Raw genomic sequence first — 19348 nt, 5'->3', positions numbered from 1 at the left:
GAACGCTTATTGCGTTACCTCGATCCATTTCCCTTGCGTGCGGACCATATAGTCGTTATCATACATCGCCTCACATTGAATACCCGGCAGATAATATTTTCCTAGATAAGAAGCGTTTAATAATACCCTAACTGTTTTTGATTCATGCTTTTTCAGATCAAAATAGAAAAGGGCACGATCATCTCTGAGGTCAGTATGGGTCACCTGATTGGCAGCAAAAGCTCCAAAATCAGTAAATCGCGTATTGATAATTTCCCATCCGCTAGGGAATATTTCGGTTAAGGCAATATCTCTGATGTCCTCTCCTTTTTTGTTCGTAACGGTTACCTCTGCTATAAAGTTGGTCCCTTGGGTGAGCTTGTTGATATCCAATACACTTCCATCCCTTCCCTTAAATACAACCTGAACAGTTAAATTACGTTGCTCCGTTTTTTCTTCACCAACAGGCAATATGCCGGATGAAATAACTTTAACAAAGAGGGTCGCCTCTTTGTTGTTCTTAACAACAAGGCTGTTGCTCCCTTTTTTAACAGGCAGACTCCTGTTCGCCAGGGTCTTTTCAGAACTGATAGACTCCTCCTTTCCATTAAGGGTATAAGAAGCCGTAATGCCCTTTCCTCCGATATACGCCGCAAATTGAGCCATGCCCAGTAAGCTGTATGCCGTAGTCTGGGTGCTCATCCAACGGTTCTCATTCAGTCTTTTAGCAATGGTTTCAGCAAGCTCCTGTGCCTTTCCTTTTTCATCTAAAAGGATGAGCGTTTCCAGAGCCATAGCCCTGTTTCGGTCCGGTGAGCCATAGGTGTGGCGATCACTGCGCTGAGGTTCAAAACTGATGTTTGCGGTATTGAAAATTTCTTTTGCCGCTTGCTCCTGCCCAATTAAAGCGTAGGCTGCCGCAAGGCGATGTTTGGTTTCGTTCGATATGCCTGAGGTTTCACGTAACCTGTTCATTGAAGAAACATCCGCATTACCGGACAAAGCCAGCGTATACAGACGGTAAGCTTGTGCAAGTCCCGACCTGGTGCTCGATTTTCGCCATTGTTTAGCCGCTTGCTTTTGGTAACTGATCCAGTTTTGCTTAAATGAAATTGGTAATACGTAACCCTGCTTCTCAGCCTCTAACAAGAAGTGGCCCGCATACGAAGTGCCCCAGTCATTAGCATGATTTTGACCATACCAATAAGAGAATCCGCCGTTTGGCAACTGATGATCACCCAGTCGTTTAATGGCCTTCTCAATATTACCCTGAATCTGTTTCTTTTTATCGAAAGTGAGGTCAAAGATATTGGCCAGATATAACTGCGGGAAAGCAGCAGAAGTCGATTGTTCCACGCAACCATGTGGATATCTGATGAGATACTGCATCCTGCCCGAAAAATCCATTGGAGGAAGCGTAGAGAATTCTATCTGTGCAGTATTCGATCCCGTGATCCCAAAAGTTTCAATATTGGTCGTTTGGGAACCGTTAGGATCAAGTGTTAGCTCTTCGGTTGAGTTGGTAACCGGATTTGGATTGATGACATCGATTTCTACTTCGTAGGAAGCACGTTCTCCATTTCCTCTGGCCTCAATCACTACTTTTCCAATTCCAGAAAAGTCAGAGATGTCCAAGTCGAAATACACCATTTTTTCATCCGGCTCGGCAAACGATAATTGCTGCGTTGGCGCTCCTGCAATGGTAAATGCATTGTTCTTTTTTAAGCTGATAGTAACATCTTTAACCTTGTTTTCCATAGCAAAAACAGTAACAGGGAGTTGCACTCTTTCTCCAGGCGTGATCTTTCGTGGTAAGGAAGCCAATACCATCAGTGGTTTTCGAACCGGAGTTGTTTTTTCTGCTTGTCCATATGCTTCACTTTCCGGATTGCCGGCAACTATCATAGTGCGGACAGACCCTATGTACTTAGGAATCTTTACTTCGTGAGTTTGGGTAGCACCCTCTTTAAGTTCAAAAGGACCCAGATAAACCACCATAGGTTTAAATCGGTTTGCTTTTTTGTTGCGGGCACCAGCCGCATCTTCATCACCTCCAATACTAAATACCTGGTCAATACGCCCTCCAAAAGCCCCAATAACATCATCGTAAATATCCCAGGTCTTAACTCCCAAGGCTTCTCGTGCGTAAAAAGTGTTTCGTGGATCAGGAGTTTTAAATCGGGTGAGGTCTAATAAACCTTCATCCACAATAGCAATCGAATATGTCATTGGTTTTCCGGTTTTTTCAGCAACCTTAATAGAGATTTCTTCCTCCGGACGTAGGACGTCAGGCATACTGATTTCCGGTTGAAGGATGGTCTCAGGGTTTTCAACCATTATAGGAACCACTCCATATAATCGAAGCGGTAAGTCGTTCTCCGTCGTAGCATGAGGTTGTATCAGGGAGATATGCATAAAAACATTCGGCGCATAAAGCTCGCTGATTGGAAGTTCGAATTTAGTGGCTTCCTTTTGTGTGTTTATCCACATAGATTTTAATACCTCAGTTCCATTTTCAATGGTCACGAGGGCACGGCCATCTTCACTGCTTGGAAAAGTAACAACAGCCTCTTCCCCAACATTATAGGTGTCTTTGTCAGTAGAAAAAGCAAGTACGGTAGCTGCAGAAGGATCTGTTTTTCTCGATTTTCCAGCCCATCCAGGCCAATCGATATATACGGTTTGTCCCGTAGCATGCCCCCCTTTTGGATCTTCAACCCGTACTAAGTACCGCCCCCATTCAGGGTATTTAAGTTCAAAATCAAAAGAAGCCTTACCTCCCTTGTCAGTTGTAATCGTTTTAGTGAAAATGCTTTCGTGTTCTTGAGAACCGCTGTAAGAAGAGAGATTGTCTTCTCCGGAATCCCACCACCAGCGCCAACGGACTTTATAAACGGTAACTTTTAGACCATTAATAGATTTAGGATTACCGTTTTCATCAACAGTAGCCACATCAAAACGATGTTTGACATCCGTGAGAAGCATACCCCGCGTTTTATCGCCCTTTGGAACACTCAATCCTACATAAGTAGCATAGGGCGAATAGGTTTTACTAAAAACATCCGTGCTAAAGTCACCCCCGTTTTCATATACTTTGGTGATAAACGACGCTTTAAGCATTCCCGGTGCTTTATGCTTCAGCTGAGGTTGAACGGTATATGAAGCTTTTCCCTCTGCATCGACAGTCCCTTCGAATACCGCTAGTTCCTCAGAAGAGAATTTACGCGTAGGATCGTCAAAAACATAATTCGGAAAAGAATTAAATGCAGTGCTTTTTTGGCTATAACGAGATACAACATCCGTTTTTAAGTTCTTGGCAATAGCCCCGTGTAGCCACGCGACCTCCATATTAGCCTTAATAGGTCCTTCGGAAGATAAAATTTCCGAGTCGAAGCTTGTTTTGATTTTTAAACGATTAGGTTTAATGGTCTCGATCTTTATGGCCTTGCTAAAACGAGCTCCGCCAACAGTCACTTGTGCAGTCCAGTTCCCCGTAGGCGCATTGTCTGCAGTTTTAATCGGGAAATAGTATAAGTTGTTTAATCCAAAGGTTTTGACAACCCTGTTAGTCACCTTTCCAAATGGGTCTTTTAGCTCAAATTTTACCGGGTGGTTAGGCGGTAGCGGATTCGCTTTATCGTTCAGCATAAAAGAAAGGAATAAAGTGTCTCCAGGACGCCATACTCCGCGTTCCCCATAGATATATCCTTTAATTCCCTTTTGTAAAGTTACACCGGAAACATCAAATTTACTCACCGATAGCGCATTGCCATCATTCAGTTTAACATAGGTCTTTTGATTGTTCTTTTCTGCAATGGCAAAAAAGGCCAGATGTTCAGAATCATAAATATTAAACCCATCTTCATCAGAAACTACAGAGCCCAGTTCCTGTTGTTGGTAGTTGTAAAAAGTAATCTTTACCCCCGCAATTGGTTTTGCAGTCACCAGGTCGGTAGTGCTCACAAAATAACTCTTGTTTTTTCCTGATTTTACGGTAACGCCGATATCCGAAGCGAGAACATTAGTACTGATCTTTTTGCCGTAATAATATGATGGGCTGCACGGATTTTCTCTTTCAGACCAATTATATCCGTAATAGTAGTCGTTATAATAACTTTCACTATTATCCCAATAGCTTTCCTCATCAGCCTCCTCGTCGTAATTAGCTTCTTCCGGAACGGCTTCATTCGTGCCAGCTTCCCCTTCACAACGGTAGGTACTGTATTTTTTTCCAAAGTTAAATTCAACACGGTAAATAGCCCCGGGTTCCGGAGAGATAAGCGTTTTTAAATCGATGGCATAGGCCTTCCATTTACCGTTGTTTTCCGTAAGATTGCTTTGTAGTTCGATGGTTTGTCTGGCAATTGGTCTCGCCACTCTTCTGAGATCACTGCCTCCATTCAAATCGTTGTATTGAAGAAACTGAAGCACATTATTTTCAAATACCTTGATTACTGAAACGTCCACAGCGCTGAGGTTAACGGCCTCAAAGTTTACCTTGAGATTGTTAGATGAAGGTAAAATGGTCCCGCTTTGCAGCAATCGTACCTGAGGTTTTATCTGCTCGAAAGCAATACGCTCATCGAAAGTATTTTTCATTTTATACCCGTCCGTACTTTCAATTCCCTGGAAAATTTCAAGCGAAAGTGTCCCTTTCAATGTTTTGTTCGGATAGGCCTTAAGAAGATTCCCCTCAACGGAAAACTTAAGCTTTTCTGCTCCCTCCAAGACTACCAAGCCATCAAAGGGCTGGTTTCGTTTCAGAGGATCAGAGAAATTAATTTCCAGGTATTGCTGGTCACCGTCAACTACCGTTACGTTAACCACCGAAAAATTGTTCTTCCCGGGAATATTGATCGCTGTTTCCCCCTTAGAGTCAATTTGAAAGGAAGATCCATCCCAGTTTACCAGTACTTCCGAGTCATCTTCAAAACGTTGTATACTGTCAATCGTAAAGGAGAATTGCGTACCTTTTGAAACCCCTTCCTCAAACTTTATAGAGATTTGTTTTTTGTTTTGGGTGGCAGTTACCAACCCTCTGGCAGTTTCAAGATTCAATACATCACTGCTCCTTAGCGTAGCTTTAATATATTGCCAATCCTTGCTGTATGATTGTAAATGATCCGTAGTGATATTAAACTCTTGCTTCAGGGTTCTGGTGGTGAATTTGAACACTTCAAATTCATCAGGGATATCAGGGATGATATCTTCCAGGTTGAAAGCAATGGTGTATTCCGTATGCTGTGTAAGAGGAGCGTCGGGAATAAATGAAACGGTCTGGTTGTTTAAAGCAACTACCTTCCCTTTTACATTCGGAGTGATTTTTATAAGGTTGTCGTCTAAAGGCATATCATTTGTCCATCCCTCAACCGGATTTCTCAATACAATCCTGAAGTCATCGTGAGTTGAGATCATCCCGGGAGAAACATCTGAAATGTATTCCCTGAATTTATAGAGGTTCTCAACCTGCTCTTTAATTTCGTCTTTTTGGTCTTTACACGAGAAAATAATCAACGCGAGGAGGGGGAGTAGATAAAAGTAATTCAGACGCATGTTTTGTTTGTTAAAAGAGTTTTTATGAAGTATTATTCTTTGTAGATACCGATGTAGAGTTCCCCGTCGTTATTCATCGAGGCACGGTACATCCCGGCAGTATTAAATTCCATAGCCACATTTCCTTGATGGTCGATAGCAATAATACCACCGGTTCCACCAAGCTCCACTAGTTTCTTTTGAATAACTTCCGAAGAAGCCTCCTGGAGTGAACTGTTCTTGTATTCCATCATGGCCGAGATATCGTAAGCTACCATACCCCTGATAAAATACTCTCCCCATCCTGTCGATGAAACGGCGCAAGTATTGTTATTAGCATAAGTACCCGCTCCGATGATCGGAGAATCTCCTACACGACCCCATTTCTTATTCGTCATACCACCCGTTGAGGTTCCCGCAGCAAGATTTCCGTTTTTGTCCAGGGCCACACACCCCACGGTTCCGAATTTGGAGTCCTTGATCGAAGGATCGTAAAAGGCAGACTTATCATCATGGTCAAGTTCGATCTGCTCACGTTCTTTAGCACGTTCAAGCGATTTCATTCTTGATTCAGTATAAAAATAGGAAGGATCTACCAATTCAATGTTCTGCTCTTTGGCAAAAGATTCTGCTCCCTCACGGGCAAACATAACATGCTCAGATTTCTCCATAACCGCACGAGCAAGGTTAATAGGATTCTTCACTGTAGTCACTCCCGCAACTGCTCCTGCATTGAGCGTGTTCCCATCCATGATCGAAGCATCCAGTTCGTTTTTACCCTCATTGGTGAAAACCGCACCTTTACCTGCATTAAACAACGGAGAATTTTCCATTATGTTGATAGTTTTTTCAATAGCGTCAAGGCTGCTTCCCCCTTTTTCAAGAATGGCATAACCCGTTCTGATCGCTTCCTCTAATTTCTGTTTGTATTGAGCCTCAAGTTCATCGCTCATATTTTTTTTCAAAATGGTACCCGCACCTCCATGAATAACAATACCAAAGTTTTCGGTATTGGAGGTTGGTGTTTCTGCTTGAACCGATTCAGCAGCAGGACTTCTCGAAGTGTCGTTTTTGCATCCAATAAAGAGTAATAAAGAGATTGATAGGTAGATAGCGTATTTCATAAACGTGTTTTAAAGACTGATAAAATTAAACATTAGGATCTTTTTATGGTAAAAATCTTACTCATTTTTATGAAAAAATTTTATTTTTCGTTTAGCGCTATTTCAAGTACATTTATCTTTTAAGAAACTATGTCAATGGATATTGGGAAGGAAGTAAATAAGGTACACCTCTATAAAAACCTGGAGCTTTTAGCCGAACAAGTGGTGGAAGGGTTTATTAGCGGATTACATAAAAGTCCGTTTCATGGATTTTCATCAGAGTTCGCAGAGCATAAAATCTACAATTCAGGAGAAAGCACCAAACACATCGACTGGAAGGTATTTGCCAAGACCGATCGCCTATACACCAAGCAGTATGAGGAAGAAACGAATCTACGCTGTCACCTGATCATAGATAATTCATCTTCCATGCATTACCCGGAAGTGAAAACCATGGATGTGTCACACCTGAATAAGATCGGTTTTTCAGTACTTGCTGCTGCAGCCCTGATGAATTTACTTAAACGTCAGAGAGACGCCGTTGGACTCAGTGTATTCTCAGACCATTATGAGTATTATGCTCCTGAGAAGGGGAGTGAAAGGCATCATAAAATGCTGCTCAATAACCTGGAAGAAGTGTTGCAATCTGAAAGTCAGGGTAAAGAGACCAGGCCTTACACCTATTTACATCAGATTGCTGAGAAGATACACCGCAGAAGTATGATCTTTTTGTTTACTGATATGTTTCAAACGGAGACTGATCAAAAAGAGTTGTTCGATGCGCTGCGACACCTAAAATATAATAAGCACGAGGTGGTACTTTTTCATGTGATGGATAAAGAAAAAGAGCTTCATTTCGATTTTGATGAGGTACCGAAGCGATTTATAGATGTAGAAACGGGAGCACACATCGACCTGTATGCTAAAAATTTTAAAGAAGTATATGAAAAGGAGGTGAGTAAATATTTTAAAGAGATCGCATTGAAATGCGCCCAGTATAAAATCAAGTACATAGAGGCCGATATAGCAAAGGATTTAAATAAAATCCTTACAACATATCTTATTGAAAAACAAAAGTTTAGTAGGTAGTACTATAATCTTTTAAATTTTTTAAAGAAAAACATTTGCGGAATAAAAAATGGGGTGTATATTTGCAACCGCAAAAGAGATGCAGGTCTGGTAGTTCAGCTGGTTAGAATACATGCCTGTCACGCATGGGGTCGCGGGTTCGAATCCCGTCCAGACCGCCAGCAAAAAGCTTCGAAGAAATTCGGAGCTTTTTTCATTTATAGCAAAATCACTGCAGATCATAGCATTTCATTCATTCCTCCGGACTCCACCAAAGAGGTCTCACTTAACATATAATCACTAGATTTCACAATAAATGCGGAATGACAAAGAAGTCCAGAATGACACTAGTGAGAAAAACAATTTCCCCCTTTAGGGGTGCAGGGGGTAAGAAATTGTGTTACGTCATTGCTATAACCATTCGTTTATAATATTATATTCCTTGTTCATTTTGCCTTGATGCAAAACGAACCAAAAAATCAAGAAGGTTTATAGGAATTTTTTGCTATCGCAAAACCGCTGATGTCTCTAGCGTTACATGCTTTGTTAGCTATCGCTAACGCACTTCCACTTGAGCCACATCTATTTCATGAAAACCTTCATATATATCCGATTAGAAATTTTGATAGAGGTTTACCCCCGTCGGCAGTATATATGGATTTAATCCGTTAAAAATGGTCGAAGCCTTGGAGACCATTTAGGATAAAATTCATGGTTTTGCGCTAGCAAAAATACCTCTCGACGGGCGTCCTTTTCTTTGGTTCGTTTCTTTTGGACGGTCAAAAGAAATGAATAGAGAATTGTGTTTGAATGAAGATTATAATTGGGAATAATTTTAACCTTGGGAACAAGTGTTTAGAAACCACACGAAAAAATGGATCCCGCAACAAGTGCGGAATGACATATAATAAATACTCTGATTAAACTAGTTAATTTCAAGAACCTACAGGCATTTGGATAATGAATTGTTCGGTATATTTATTTAAACCGCCATGGGCTTTGGAAGTGGGGACCCATTCATTGAAGAATCCGTATAAATTAAACGCTGTTTGAGTCTGTTTCGGGAAACAGACGAGTTCGGTTAATTTAGGATTTAAAATGAAAATGGGTCACTGAAAAGCCAAGGCTAGCGTTTTTTGTTACTTTTTTGGGCAATGCAATTGCGTAGCACATCATGAGCTCCTATATAACACAATAGAAACCAGCGCGAATAAAAAAGTAAGGAAAGATTAAATAGAAAGCAGCGCGAATAAAAAAGAACAGAACATTGTATTGCGATGAATATAACTATTACCTAAGGATTTGATTCAATAAAAATGACATATGAACCCCACTTGGAAAACAGGTAATCACTAGATTTCGCAACAAGTGCGGAATGACAAAGTAGTCCAGGATGACAGAAAGTAAAGAAACAATTTCTCCCTTATTTCATTTGTATTCATAAATTCATAAAATGTGTTGTATAATTAAAAAAGGAATGTATATTTGCAGCCGCATAAATGAAATGCAGGTCTGGTAGTTCAGCTGGTTAGAATACATGCCTGTCACGCATGGGGTCGCGGGTTCGAATCCCGTCCAGACCGCAAAAAGCTTCGAAGAAATTCGGAGCTTTTTTATTTATAGCAAAATCACTTCAGAAAAAAGTATCGTATTCATTCCTCCGGACTCCACCAAAGAGGTCGCACTTAACATATAATCACTAGATTCTGCAACAAGTGCGGAATGACAAAGTAGTACAGAATGATAGAAGGTATAAAACAATTTCCCCCCTTTAGGGGGTTCAGGGGGTAAGAAATTGTGTTACATCATTACGAACCTTGCGATAGTAGGGCGAGGCAATCTCTTGAGGGAGAAATAGATTAAGTTTTGAGTGAAGAGATTCCGCAACAAGTGCGGAATGACATATAATAAATACTCTGATTAAACTAGTTAATTTCAAGAACCTACAGGCATTTGGATGATGAATTGTTCGGTATATTTATTTAAACCGCCATGGGCTTTGTAAGTGGGGACCCATTCATTGAAGAATCCGTATAAATTAAGCGCTGTTTGAGTCTGTTTTGGGAAACAGACGAGTTCGGTTAATTTAGGATTTAAAATGAAAATGGGTCACTGAAAAGCCAAGGCTAGACTTTTTTGTTACTTTTTTTGGCGATGAAAAAAAGTAAAGAAAGTTTGAAAAAGAAGTTATAGGGGATGTTACTTTTTTATTTATAATCTTAGTTATTGTTTTATAAGGTATTCATGAATGCAAAGCATTCGGCAATGCAATTGCGTAGCACATCATGAGCTCCTATATAACACAATAGAAACCAGCGCGAATAAAAAAGAATAAAGAATAATCATGCCTTAGACATTCAGTGGGCAATAACCCATCAGGAAAAAAATCAATCAAGCATTGAATCAATAGATTCCGTAATAAATACAGAATGACAAATAATATTATAACTAACTCCAATCAGTTCTTATATCTAATTTACCCCACGTTTTCTTCCATTGTTTCTTTTCAATCCTGGCGTTGTAAACCTCCAGATTAAAATTAGGGGTAGGTTTTACTATAAGATTGAATAAATCATGCAATCCATAAGGAGCTATATATGCAATTTGATCATTAGAGTTTAGTTTCACGGCAATTGCAGTCGCTGTTTCAGGCCAAAAGGAAATGGCATGATGACAATCTGTATATGGATGGTGTCCATTTCTTAAATGCATCCTGAATTGGTTTTTGACCGACCATTTCAAATTCGGATGTAGCTTTTTAAGTCTGTTTTCAAGTTTCAGGTCGTATGCTTCTGTAGAATTTGAAGGATCAAAATGTATGATATCAATATCGTTGAGTTCTGTTCTTTCCTTTCCGTGATTAACATCCCATATTTTGTTTCTCACAAAGCCCGCTCCAATCCACCAATCATTGAGGTTAAGTGATCTGACAACTCTTAAAACTTCAATCATCCAGGCGTCATTGTCAACAATCGCTATGAATTCATTTTCTAAGTTGCGATTATATAAATTAGTATCGGTGCTACTCATTTAAATGTTCTTTCAGTTCCTCTTTTAGTTTATAATAGGTCTTTAATTTATGAGCTATGAGATCCTTATCTTTAAATGCTTTTCTTTCCGTGGCAGGAGGGTCAAAACCATTACTTATAACCTCGATAGATATTTTGTCACCTTCTTTTAATGAGTCTTTGAACCAATCTACCTGGTGATTAGTATCGGAATTTAAACCACTAATATGAATGCTTAATTCTTCAGAATTTTCATTCTTTCGTCTTACAGAGTCAAGTATGCATGTAACAATTGAATGCTCATTTTCAAATCCTGCCCGACAAATCAGTTGGTCATTAACAGCTACTTTAAATCCGAATGCTTTTTTCATTTTCTATAATTCTGATGGTTTTAGAGTTTCAATAATTTTAGCATCTACCCAATACATATTAACGTCATCATATTGGTCAGTTGGATTTATTTTACCAACGTTCCTGTTAAAGAATAGATATTTACCATCTGGAGTAACGCGAGCACCGTTTTCAGAAGCGGAGGTGTTGATCTTATCACCTAAGTTGATGGCCTCTCCCCAGGAACCATCTTTCTGTTTAAAACTAATATAAATATCCGCATTGCCATATCCATTTTCTCTTCTGCCATCCCAAAGAATATAAGATTCATCAGGAGCTATATAGGGGTGAGCGTTAGCGGTCCCGCTATTAATTTCTTTTCCAAATAGTTTAGGTTCTTCACGTATGCCATCCACTACACGAGAATATCGTAAGACACCTTCACCCATGGCATCGAAGACATAGGTGCCTTTGGCAGAAGAAGCAAGCTGCATTATAGGAATACTGTCAAATGCGGTGTCGAGACTTTTTAACTCAGACCAATCACCATTTTCCAATCGTTCCTTATATTTTTTGCCCAGATGCATGATCTGACCATTTGGAGAAATTAATGGTTCACCCACTCGTGGCGATATTATGGATTCTTGCCATTGGTGATCTTTATATTGATATAACATAAATTGCATTGCTTTTTCTTCATCCGTCTCCCCAACTTCTCGAATGAAATAAAACTCTTTGAGGTCAGGGGTAAAAACACCACTTATTTCCCAGTTATCCGTTGATATAATTCCGGGTGCGAAAGGTTCTGGAGAAAGCCCGGGTGACTGTTGACCGAAATAAGCGTTTTCAAAAGTTACAGGATTCTCTTCATTTGAGTTTTTACAAGAATTCAAAACCCCCACCATTACAAGTGCTGTTAATGTTATACTGTTTGTTTTTATCATGTTATTTAAGTTACCGTGGAACTTCTTTAATCTTCCCTTCAATAATTATGAGTGCCGTGATAAGTTTATTAAAATGCTCAACACTTTCTAAGCCATACTCAGGTGTAAGTATAATTTGTCTCGGTTTAGATCTGAACAGAGAAATATATATAAACTCGTTAAGGATGGAACTGCAGAACCTACTATCTGCTACTATTTTTTTTATTAACTCTTTATCGCCTCTGAAACTAAATTGTTGCTTTATTTCCTTGGGGATATTTAAGTTTTTTGGTTGAGCAAGAAGGTCCGTTAAATAGTTTAAATAAGTACTGGGATATATGCTTAGGTTGTTTTTGATATCATTTTTTAGCTTTAGGATAATTCTAATAGGTTCAACGGAACCAGAGACGCCTCCAGATTCTTTAAAATGAATTTCGATTTGCGTTCCATTAACCTCTATTTTACCTCTTTTGGGTTGATACGTTATGAGTCCCTTAGGAGAGTGAACCCTTTTCAAAGGCTCTTGCGAGTATTCGCCTCCATGAGATTCTACAATTTGTTGGACGAAATTCATTTATTGAAAGGGTTGTGTATTGGTGTTATGAATATAATTAAAAGTACCAAATGTGTATTTACTTATATAACACATCAAGCTATGTTGGATTGTTTTGTGTTAGCTGCCAATGGGATCAAGTCCAAGTTTTTCTACAAGATGTCTAAACCCATGCCAGATACAGCTTTCATCAATAATTTCGACGCTTTCCGAATTTTGTGCATTTGTCAATTTGTAAGTGTCAACTGTCGTACATTCATTAGATTCAATTTCTCGAAGTTCTATTTCGAATTCTTTTATCAACTGGAGTTGAGCTGCCGAAAGAATCATTTTTTTATCGCCTAGTTTTGCTAAATATTGCTCATTGGTTCGAGTTATTTCCAATACGGACTTATTAAAATGGAAACATCCTAAAGACTGGAAATCAATTTTTAACGATTGATTAGGGTTTAGGTTGTTTATTAATAAGTCACTGTCAGTGAGATCATAATTAAGCTTATCCTTACAAAGGATTACTTCTTCAATGTTGTTTTTAATTTCTATTTCAACAGATTCCTGCAAACCGTAAATTGATTCAAACGTAATCTGATATTTTCCATAAGGTAAGTTTTTATATTTCGAGAATCCATTAAATTCTATAGTATCATTTGCAATATGTTTCCCATTTTTAAATAATTGAAATGCTAAGCTAAAGAAATCATCATTGGGATATTTACAATATTTACCGGTTAGAATTAATTCTCCGGTTTCAGGTTTTTTATTCGTACCACAGTTATATAATAAAAATAATATGGCTATCCCGATTATATTCTTTATTAGATTCATCTTATTATAGCTAAAGCTATGATATTGATTTGTTAGGTTTTGAGAACTAATTTAATAAAAAGAAAGAATTTGGAAATTCTCTACTAGTGTTTTCGGATTAAAACAAATTAATTGATAAGGGTATAGATAATTTTTAATAATTCAGCTCAATTGGATAATAAGAGGTGTTTGCAATAACATCATCTGATTATTTCAGATAAATATACAATTCCAAATATCCAACCTATATAAAGCGCAGTATAAGATATGGAGTATACTATTGAGATTCCAACAGATCCTTTAGTGTCTTTAGATCTTTTGAAAACAAGTTTTAACGCTCTAAAGAAAACCCAATAAAGCATATCTAGAAGTATGAATAAAGAAAACCAAAAAACCGCTTCCAGTATAATTAGCAAGACTATGAATATAATAGTCATTACGATCCACAGGAAGATCGATAATATCAAGCCCCCAATACCATCCCCTACATTAGTATTTGGTAGGTCAGGAAACGCTCCGGATTGCATGAAAATCTCACCCCTTTTAAAGTTTCTGAATTTAGGAAAATTGTCGATCAAACCAATTCCGTTATATAAACCATAGGTCATAAATATAAATAGAGCTGAAGCAATAATTCCAAGTGATAAATACAGGTTGGAGGTCAAACTCCGGTTGTAATGTATTCCACTAAGATAAACGGTTAGGATGGTAATTCCGATGACAAGCAATGATACTATAAAAACGGATTTTCCTTTAAGATATGTGAGTTTTGATTCCACGATATTATTAATTCATCGATTAAATCTTATTACTTATAAATAATATTGCCACCAGCTTGTTGCACTTCCTTAGCTAGTTTTGTTTCCATTTTTGAGAGTTGAAATACAATTAAAATAACTAATAGGGCTTCTGGAATTTGCATGAAATCAGATAGTAATAGTGCCTGTGATCCCTCAATTAATTGTTCAACGGTTTCAGCTTTAAAGACAGTCTTCAATACATATCTTCCTATAATATTCGAAATTATAAATAAAGCCCACCATAATCCAATTATCAATCCTCCATTTTTAATGATATAAGTAGAATCAAACTTTTTAATTTTTTCCTGTGTTTCGTTCCATATTTCGTTCATGATTTGAACGGGTCTAAAAAGAACAATAATAGGAATAAACCAAGCCCAAACAGCCATAGATTCTTTATGCTTTAAATAAGAGATTCCTAACCTGTGTAAATTCCCATAGGCTCTTCGAAACCAGTTTAAAAATAAAATTATGGAAGTAATGTATATTCCGGTTTGAATAATTCCAATTATTCCCTGGCGTAAGTCGTTTGCATAGACCTCACTTTCGTCGGGAAATATTCCGAGTTTTACGTTTTCCAGTAATTGCAATTCAAAATAACCAGAAATTATTGCAATAAATGTTAGTCCTGTCAAAATCCAAAATATGATCATTAGATTTTTGGCTCTTTTTGTATTGTCCCAAATTTCTATTTTGACAGATAAGCCATTTTCTTGAGTGTTTTCTATTATATTCATTTCTTACTTTTTACAATATGGTTTTTTTCTATAAGTTTATTAATCTCCTTAAAGTTGCCCGGATAAGTTCCGAAACGAACTTTTTCGCTGATTTTTCCATTTGAATTTATAATATGATGATGTGGAAACCCATGAACTCCGAAGTACTTCTCAAAAAAGGCTAATTGGTTTTTTGTAAGTAAGTGATGTTTGCCTTTTAGTTTTAATTTTTCAATGGTGGCTCTCCATTCGTCTTTTTCCATGTATGCGCCATAAAAAATGAACTCAACCTTCTTTTGATTTGTTGTGGCAATAAGGTCATTATAATTAGGGAGTTCTTTCATACAAGGTGCACAATTCGTAAACCAGAAATCGTGATAAATAACTTTGCCTTTTGATTCTTTATAAAGCGCTAAAAGTGCAGCCTTTTCATTGTCAGGTATATCGTAATTCTCAATGAGCGTTATAATATCAAGAGTTTCAATTTTATCTAATGATTTGACTTGACTTAATATGTCATCACTTACAAAAAATTGTAAACTATCTTTATATTTTTCGGGTATTTGATTATTATTACGATATATATAAGCCATCAAAAATTCTCGTTCCTTATTTTTTGGAAGCTTTTTGATCATTTTAAATAAAATTGGAAAATTCGAGGAACTATTCTCTTTTAATTGTTCTCTTTTCGAGGAATACTTATCTGCAATGTTGCTTATGATTTTATACGAGGTTGATAGTGTCTCTAGATATTTTAGGTATGACTGATAGGTTAATTCTTCATTGTCATTTGGGTTGAGTTCATTTATGAAATTGAAATATTCTTTTTCATCATCAATTTCTTTGTTCATTATTCCGAAGAACGGAAACAGGCTTAGATCAAATCCAGCACGGTATCTTATTTGAGATCTACTCCAATCGATAAAGGTTTTGTCTTTGATTTTATTTTCCCTTATAAATAAGTCAAAAGCATTTAATTGATTTTGCATTTCTGACATTCGTTTATTCTTATAATCAATGTCAACCGATTTGCCATCATTGCTAAATCCGTTAGGAGCTTGTTTGATCAAACTGTCGAGGTAAGATGTATAACGAAGAATCAAATTATTTGTAATACTATTTTCACCTGAGGTTATCTTAAACCCTTTAAATGTTGAATTCCAGTCCGTCAATTCGGCTACGGAGAGATACGCATTTAATTCTTCATTAGGTGAAACGATCAGACTAAATTCCCTATTTTCATATTTAAAAACTAGCTCTCGCTTTTTTTCATTTATAAAGCTATAAGAAACGATTCCACTATCAGAAATTTTCAATTGTTGTTCAATTGGATGTACTCCGTTCTCAATAGTAAGGTCAATAAAACTCTTATGTTTGTGGGGCTTATAGTCTTTAAAATTCAAATTGACTTCAGTATAGTTCTCGACCTTGTTTTTTGTAACCTTCCTTTGACAAGAATTTAAAAGAAAAAGGGATAGCAAAAAATAAAATAGTATTCTCATAGGTTATTTATAATGGTAGCTAATGGTAAATTTAGAGGGGGTTCATATCAAGAATTCTCCTACGTCAACTTCTATAGTATGTTTTCGCTGGAAATTAATTTAAAAGCTCTAATGCTTTTAATCTCACTTTTTTCTCTTTATCAGTTTTAGCAATATGTTTAATTGAATTTTGATCAGTGAGCTTAACCAAAGCAGCGAGTCTTATGGTGCTATCCTCGTCTGTGAAGGCAACGTGTCTGATGGCATTCTGGTCAGTCAGTTTTTTTACTGCTTTTAGTCTAACGTTGTTATCTTCATCTGTGTAGGCAACATGTTTAATTGAATTTTGGTTGGTTAGCTTGTCTAAAGCGACGAGCTTTACAAAGTTGTTTTCATCTGTGTAGGCAACGTGTTTAATGGCGTTTTGGTCAGTCAGTTTTTTTACAGCTTTCAGTCTGATATTATTGTCTTTGTCGGTATAAGCGAGGTGTTTGATTGCATTCTGATCTGTTAGTTTCTCCAAAGCGGCAAGCCTTATTATACTATCCTCATCTGTGAAGGCAACGTGTTTAATAGCATTCTGATCAGTTAGTTTTTTAAGGGCTTCAAGTCTAACCGTACTGTCTTCATCGGTATATGCAATATGCTTGAGGGTGTTCTGTGAACTGTTTTTTTGGGCAATACTAATGACAACCGATAAAAGACAGAATAATAATGTGATTGTTTTTTTCATGATGGTATTATATGGTTAATTATGGAATATGGTTGTAATTCATTTATTTAAGGAGTGTTTTACAATTTTTTCAACATGAATTTTTGTAGTGTCGAACACAGGAAAGTCAAAGTCCTCCTGATCGATTAACATTGATATTTCTGTACACCCTAAAATAAGTCCTTCTGCACCTCTTTCTATTAATTCATTGGCAAATTGTCTGAATTTTGATTTAGACTCTTTATTGATAATTCCTTTTCCGAGTTCATTTTTGACAATTTCCTGAATTTCTTCAATATCCTTTTTACTGCTTGGAACCATGGTTTCAATACCATATTCTTTTAATTTGTTTCGGTAAAAATCCATTTCCATGGTGAATTTGGTGCCTAGGAGTCCTACTTTTCGCAGTTTATGCTTTTTTATTTCCTCTGCGGTAGCTGAAGCGATATGTATAATAGGGATGTCAATTTTTGATTGAATTTCGTCAGCAAATAAATGAGCTGTATTGGCACATAAGACTATGAAATCGACATTGTTGGAAGTTAAACTTTTACAAGCATTGAAGATCAGGTCATAAGAGTTGATCCACCCTTTATCCTGAATATCAGAGAAATTTAGTGAATGTATGATACATTCAGCCGAATTTAGGCCACCTAATTGTTCATTGATACCCTGGTTTATATATTTATAATAGTCTAAAGTTGAAGTCCAACTGATTCCTCCTACCAATCCTATTTTTTTCATTTTAATGTGCTTTTTTATTACATTACTCTATCAATCATAGACATACTGTTCAATATACAATGAGCAATTATTAATGGCCATAGGTTTCGGCCAAATTTTACATAAGCTATACCCATTACTAAACCAATAAGACCAACAGTTATTGACCTTTCGGAGAAGTCGTTTGAATGTCTAAACCCAAATATGATTGCTTGTAATAGTACAGCTATGATTGTGGCAAATGAAGTTGAAGAAAACAATTTTTCAATCCAATTCATCAAAAAGCCTCTGTCTAGTAGTTCTTCTAACATAGATTCGAGCCAAACGAAAGGAATGATTATAAAAAACTGTATCCAATTTCCTTTAAGGTCCCCAAATTTAGACACTGAACTTTCGGAGGAGGTATCTGATGCTAATGAAAATGGTAATTGGTCTTTTAGAAGTTCAAATAGTATGACAGCAATCATTACGGAAACAAAAATAATAACGGACACTCCTAATGTTCTCCACATTGATTTAGGTTTTATTAATCCCAGGTCTTTCCAGGTAACACCTCTGATTTTCATTCTCCAACTGGCTATAATCAAAGTGGTCAGCGACCAAAAAAGGCCATTAGCAATGAAGCCAACTTTTGGTAAATAAACCTCCCTGATCAGGAACATTATAGAAATGTAAATAATAAGGTCAAACAAAACCCCGAGGGTATTATTCGATCTTTCAGTGGAGTTGGTAATGTTGTGATTCATTTTAACGGTTTGGTTTATTTGTGACGATGTGGTTATGCGAGTGTTCCCAAGGGTATTGTGTATAGATTTTATTGATTTTGAAACTCCTCAATGTTTTTTACCTCCACAGTGGTATTGTTGAAATGATTGATATAAAGTCCAGCAGTAAGAATTAGGATTTGAATAATCAAGGGCATTATTTTACTTAAAATCTCATCACCTAACAAGACTTTAATAGTATTTCCGAGAATGGAAAGAGAAGGTCCGGCAATCAGTATTATTGCCCAAATTTTAATTGCCAATTTGGCCTGTTTGTTTTTTGTAAAAATAAGTCCAAGAATGATGATTTGAATAATGGCAGGAATAAGGGCAATCAAATTTTTAGAATTCCAAAATGTCCATAAATTCCAACATAGTAGAATCCCTGGAAATGTAATTAATAAAATGTAAAAGTTTTGATTCTTAAATACGGTTCTTTCCATTGGTGTTGTTTAAGGTTTTGCAACGGTATTGTATTTGATTTCACCAGCACCTCTCATGAATCCCAAAATGGCATCAGCAAAACCCCTCCGAAAATAATCGAAATTTCTTAATCCTGCAATGTAGGAAAACGAAAATTTTGAAATTCCTAACCCTTTGGTTTATGGACGCCTGCTAATCCCCAAAACAAGACAGCAATCCAACCATCATATTTTTCAAGCCTAAAAAATGAATCAACAGATTCCGCAACAAGTGCGGAATGACAGTTATTGGTTTCGACATCCTTGTTATAATAGATTTAGTATATTTTTTAAACCGCCCTCATTTCCGACTTCGGGCCCCGTAGCTGCAGCCTGCGTTAAGAACGAAACGCTGTTTGAGAAGTCCTGATAAGGCTTCGAGTTCGTTTTG

General features: G+C 37.1%; 15 protein-coding genes and 2 tRNA genes. 3 read left to right on the top strand and 14 right to left on the bottom strand.

What is annotated here, in order from left to right; all coding sequences use genetic code 11:
- Positions 1-6 precede the first annotated feature (6 nt).
- Together BM361_RS00975 and BM361_RS00970 are read right to left on the bottom strand one after the other, a co-directional pair.
- A complete protein-coding gene (locus BM361_RS00975; protein WP_074976334.1) occupies positions 7-5532 on the bottom strand; it encodes an alpha-2-macroglobulin family protein in 5526 nt (1841 codons plus the stop codon).
- Positions 5533-5564: 32 nt separating this feature from the next.
- The gene (locus BM361_RS00970; protein ID WP_074976333.1) at positions 5565-6635 is read right to left on the bottom strand and encodes an isoaspartyl peptidase/L-asparaginase family protein; all 1071 of its coding nucleotides are present in this window, start codon (positions 6633-6635) and stop codon (positions 5565-5567) included.
- A 135-nt stretch (positions 6636-6770) separates the two neighbouring features.
- Between BM361_RS00970 and BM361_RS00965 the strand changes: the two genes are divergently transcribed.
- From BM361_RS00965 to BM361_RS00955, 3 genes are all read left to right on the top strand, one after another.
- Complete coding sequence (locus BM361_RS00965) at positions 6771-7703, top strand: DUF58 domain-containing protein (RefSeq protein WP_074976331.1); 933 nt, start codon at positions 6771-6773, stop codon at positions 7701-7703.
- 84 nt (positions 7704-7787) lie between these two features.
- Positions 7788-7864, top strand: a tRNA-Asp gene (locus tag BM361_RS00960).
- Positions 7865-9191: 1327 nt separating this feature from the next.
- A tRNA-Asp gene (locus BM361_RS00955) sits at positions 9192-9265 on the top strand.
- 865 nt (positions 9266-10130) lie between these two features.
- On the opposite strand, the gene BM361_RS00950 is transcribed toward BM361_RS00955, so the two are convergent.
- From BM361_RS00950 to BM361_RS00895, 12 genes are all read right to left on the bottom strand, one after another.
- Complete coding sequence (locus BM361_RS00950; RefSeq protein ID WP_074976329.1) at positions 10131-10712, bottom strand: nucleotidyltransferase family protein; 582 nt, start codon at positions 10710-10712, stop codon at positions 10131-10133.
- Positions 10705-11061 (bottom strand): hypothetical protein, encoded by a 357-nt coding sequence (locus BM361_RS00945; protein ID WP_074976327.1) that lies wholly within the window; start codon positions 11059-11061, stop codon positions 10705-10707. Before BM361_RS00945 ends, BM361_RS00950 begins: the two co-directional genes overlap by 8 nt.
- Positions 11062-11064: 3 nt before the next feature.
- Complete coding sequence (locus BM361_RS00940; RefSeq protein WP_074976693.1) at positions 11065-11964, bottom strand: TolB-like translocation protein; 900 nt, start codon at positions 11962-11964, stop codon at positions 11065-11067.
- A gap of 10 nt (positions 11965-11974) precedes the next feature.
- Positions 11975-12517 (bottom strand): hypothetical protein, encoded by a 543-nt coding sequence (locus tag BM361_RS00935; RefSeq protein WP_074976326.1) that lies wholly within the window; start codon positions 12515-12517, stop codon positions 11975-11977.
- Positions 12518-12616: 99 nt separating this feature from the next.
- Positions 12617-13321: a hypothetical protein gene (locus tag BM361_RS00930; protein WP_074976324.1), complete on the bottom strand. Its 705-nt coding sequence runs from the start codon at positions 13319-13321 to the stop codon at positions 12617-12619.
- 179 nt (positions 13322-13500) lie between these two features.
- Positions 13501-14079 carry a hypothetical protein gene (locus BM361_RS00925; protein WP_074976322.1) on the bottom strand — a complete coding sequence of 193 codons (579 nt, stop codon included), beginning with the start codon at positions 14077-14079 and terminating at the stop codon, positions 13501-13503.
- Between the two features lie 29 nt (positions 14080-14108).
- Positions 14109-14837, bottom strand: coding sequence for a DUF4328 domain-containing protein (locus tag BM361_RS00920; RefSeq protein WP_038268758.1), 729 nt, complete (start codon positions 14835-14837; stop codon positions 14109-14111).
- Positions 14834-16219: a TlpA disulfide reductase family protein gene (locus tag BM361_RS00915; protein ID WP_175496532.1), complete on the bottom strand. Its 1386-nt coding sequence runs from the start codon at positions 16217-16219 to the stop codon at positions 14834-14836. The genes BM361_RS00920 and BM361_RS00915 overlap by 4 nt, the downstream gene beginning before the upstream one ends.
- Before the next feature lie 193 nt (positions 16220-16412).
- Positions 16413-17030 (bottom strand): HEAT repeat domain-containing protein, encoded by a 618-nt coding sequence (locus BM361_RS00910; RefSeq protein WP_074976319.1) that lies wholly within the window; start codon positions 17028-17030, stop codon positions 16413-16415.
- 39 nt (positions 17031-17069) lie between these two features.
- Positions 17070-17753: an aspartate/glutamate racemase family protein gene (locus BM361_RS00905; protein WP_074976318.1), complete on the bottom strand. Its 684-nt coding sequence runs from the start codon at positions 17751-17753 to the stop codon at positions 17070-17072.
- Positions 17754-17770: 17 nt separating this feature from the next.
- The gene (locus BM361_RS00900; RefSeq protein ID WP_074976316.1) at positions 17771-18478 is read right to left on the bottom strand and encodes a CPBP family intramembrane glutamic endopeptidase; all 708 of its coding nucleotides are present in this window, start codon (positions 18476-18478) and stop codon (positions 17771-17773) included.
- A gap of 68 nt (positions 18479-18546) precedes the next feature.
- A complete protein-coding gene (locus BM361_RS00895) occupies positions 18547-18939 on the bottom strand; it encodes a hypothetical protein (protein ID WP_074976315.1) in 393 nt (130 codons plus the stop codon).
- Positions 18940-19348: the final 409 nt, after the last annotated feature.

Origin of the sequence: Zhouia amylolytica, assembly GCF_900116365.1 — a bacterium.
Classification (GTDB): domain Bacteria; phylum Bacteroidota; class Bacteroidia; order Flavobacteriales; family Flavobacteriaceae; genus Zhouia; species Zhouia amylolytica.
This window is presented reverse-complemented; position numbering and strand designations above follow the sequence as displayed.

Bases quoted from the DNA above. Each gene is read 5' to 3' on its own strand.
- BM361_RS00895 (WP_074976315.1), bottom strand. From the start codon at position 18,939: ATGGAAAGAACCGTATTTAAGAATCAAAACTTTTACATTTTATTAATT.
- BM361_RS00950 (WP_074976329.1), bottom strand. From the start codon at position 10,712: ATGAGTAGCACCGATACTAATTTATATAATCGCAACTTAGAAAATGAA.
- BM361_RS00920 (WP_038268758.1), bottom strand. From the start codon at position 14,837: ATGAATATAATAGAAAACACTCAAGAAAATGGCTTATCTGTCAAAATA.
- BM361_RS00970 (WP_074976333.1), bottom strand. From the start codon at position 6,635: ATGAAATACGCTATCTACCTATCAATCTCTTTATTACTCTTTATTGGA.
- BM361_RS00975 (WP_074976334.1), bottom strand. From the start codon at position 5,532: ATGCGTCTGAATTACTTTTATCTACTCCCCCTCCTCGCGTTGATTATT.
- BM361_RS00900 (WP_074976316.1), bottom strand. From the start codon at position 18,478: ATGAATCACAACATTACCAACTCCACTGAAAGATCGAATAATACCCTC.
- BM361_RS00940 (WP_074976693.1), bottom strand. From the start codon at position 11,964: ATGATAAAAACAAACAGTATAACATTAACAGCACTTGTAATGGTGGGG.
- BM361_RS00930 (WP_074976324.1), bottom strand. From the start codon at position 13,321: ATGAATCTAATAAAGAATATAATCGGGATAGCCATATTATTTTTATTA.
- BM361_RS00910 (WP_074976319.1), bottom strand. From the start codon at position 17,030: ATGAAAAAAACAATCACATTATTATTCTGTCTTTTATCGGTTGTCATT.
- BM361_RS00965 (WP_074976331.1), top strand. From the start codon at position 6,771: ATGGATATTGGGAAGGAAGTAAATAAGGTACACCTCTATAAAAACCTG.
- BM361_RS00905 (WP_074976318.1), bottom strand. From the start codon at position 17,753: ATGAAAAAAATAGGATTGGTAGGAGGAATCAGTTGGACTTCAACTTTA.
- BM361_RS00945 (WP_074976327.1), bottom strand. From the start codon at position 11,061: ATGAAAAAAGCATTCGGATTTAAAGTAGCTGTTAATGACCAACTGATT.
- BM361_RS00935 (WP_074976326.1), bottom strand. From the start codon at position 12,517: ATGAATTTCGTCCAACAAATTGTAGAATCTCATGGAGGCGAATACTCG.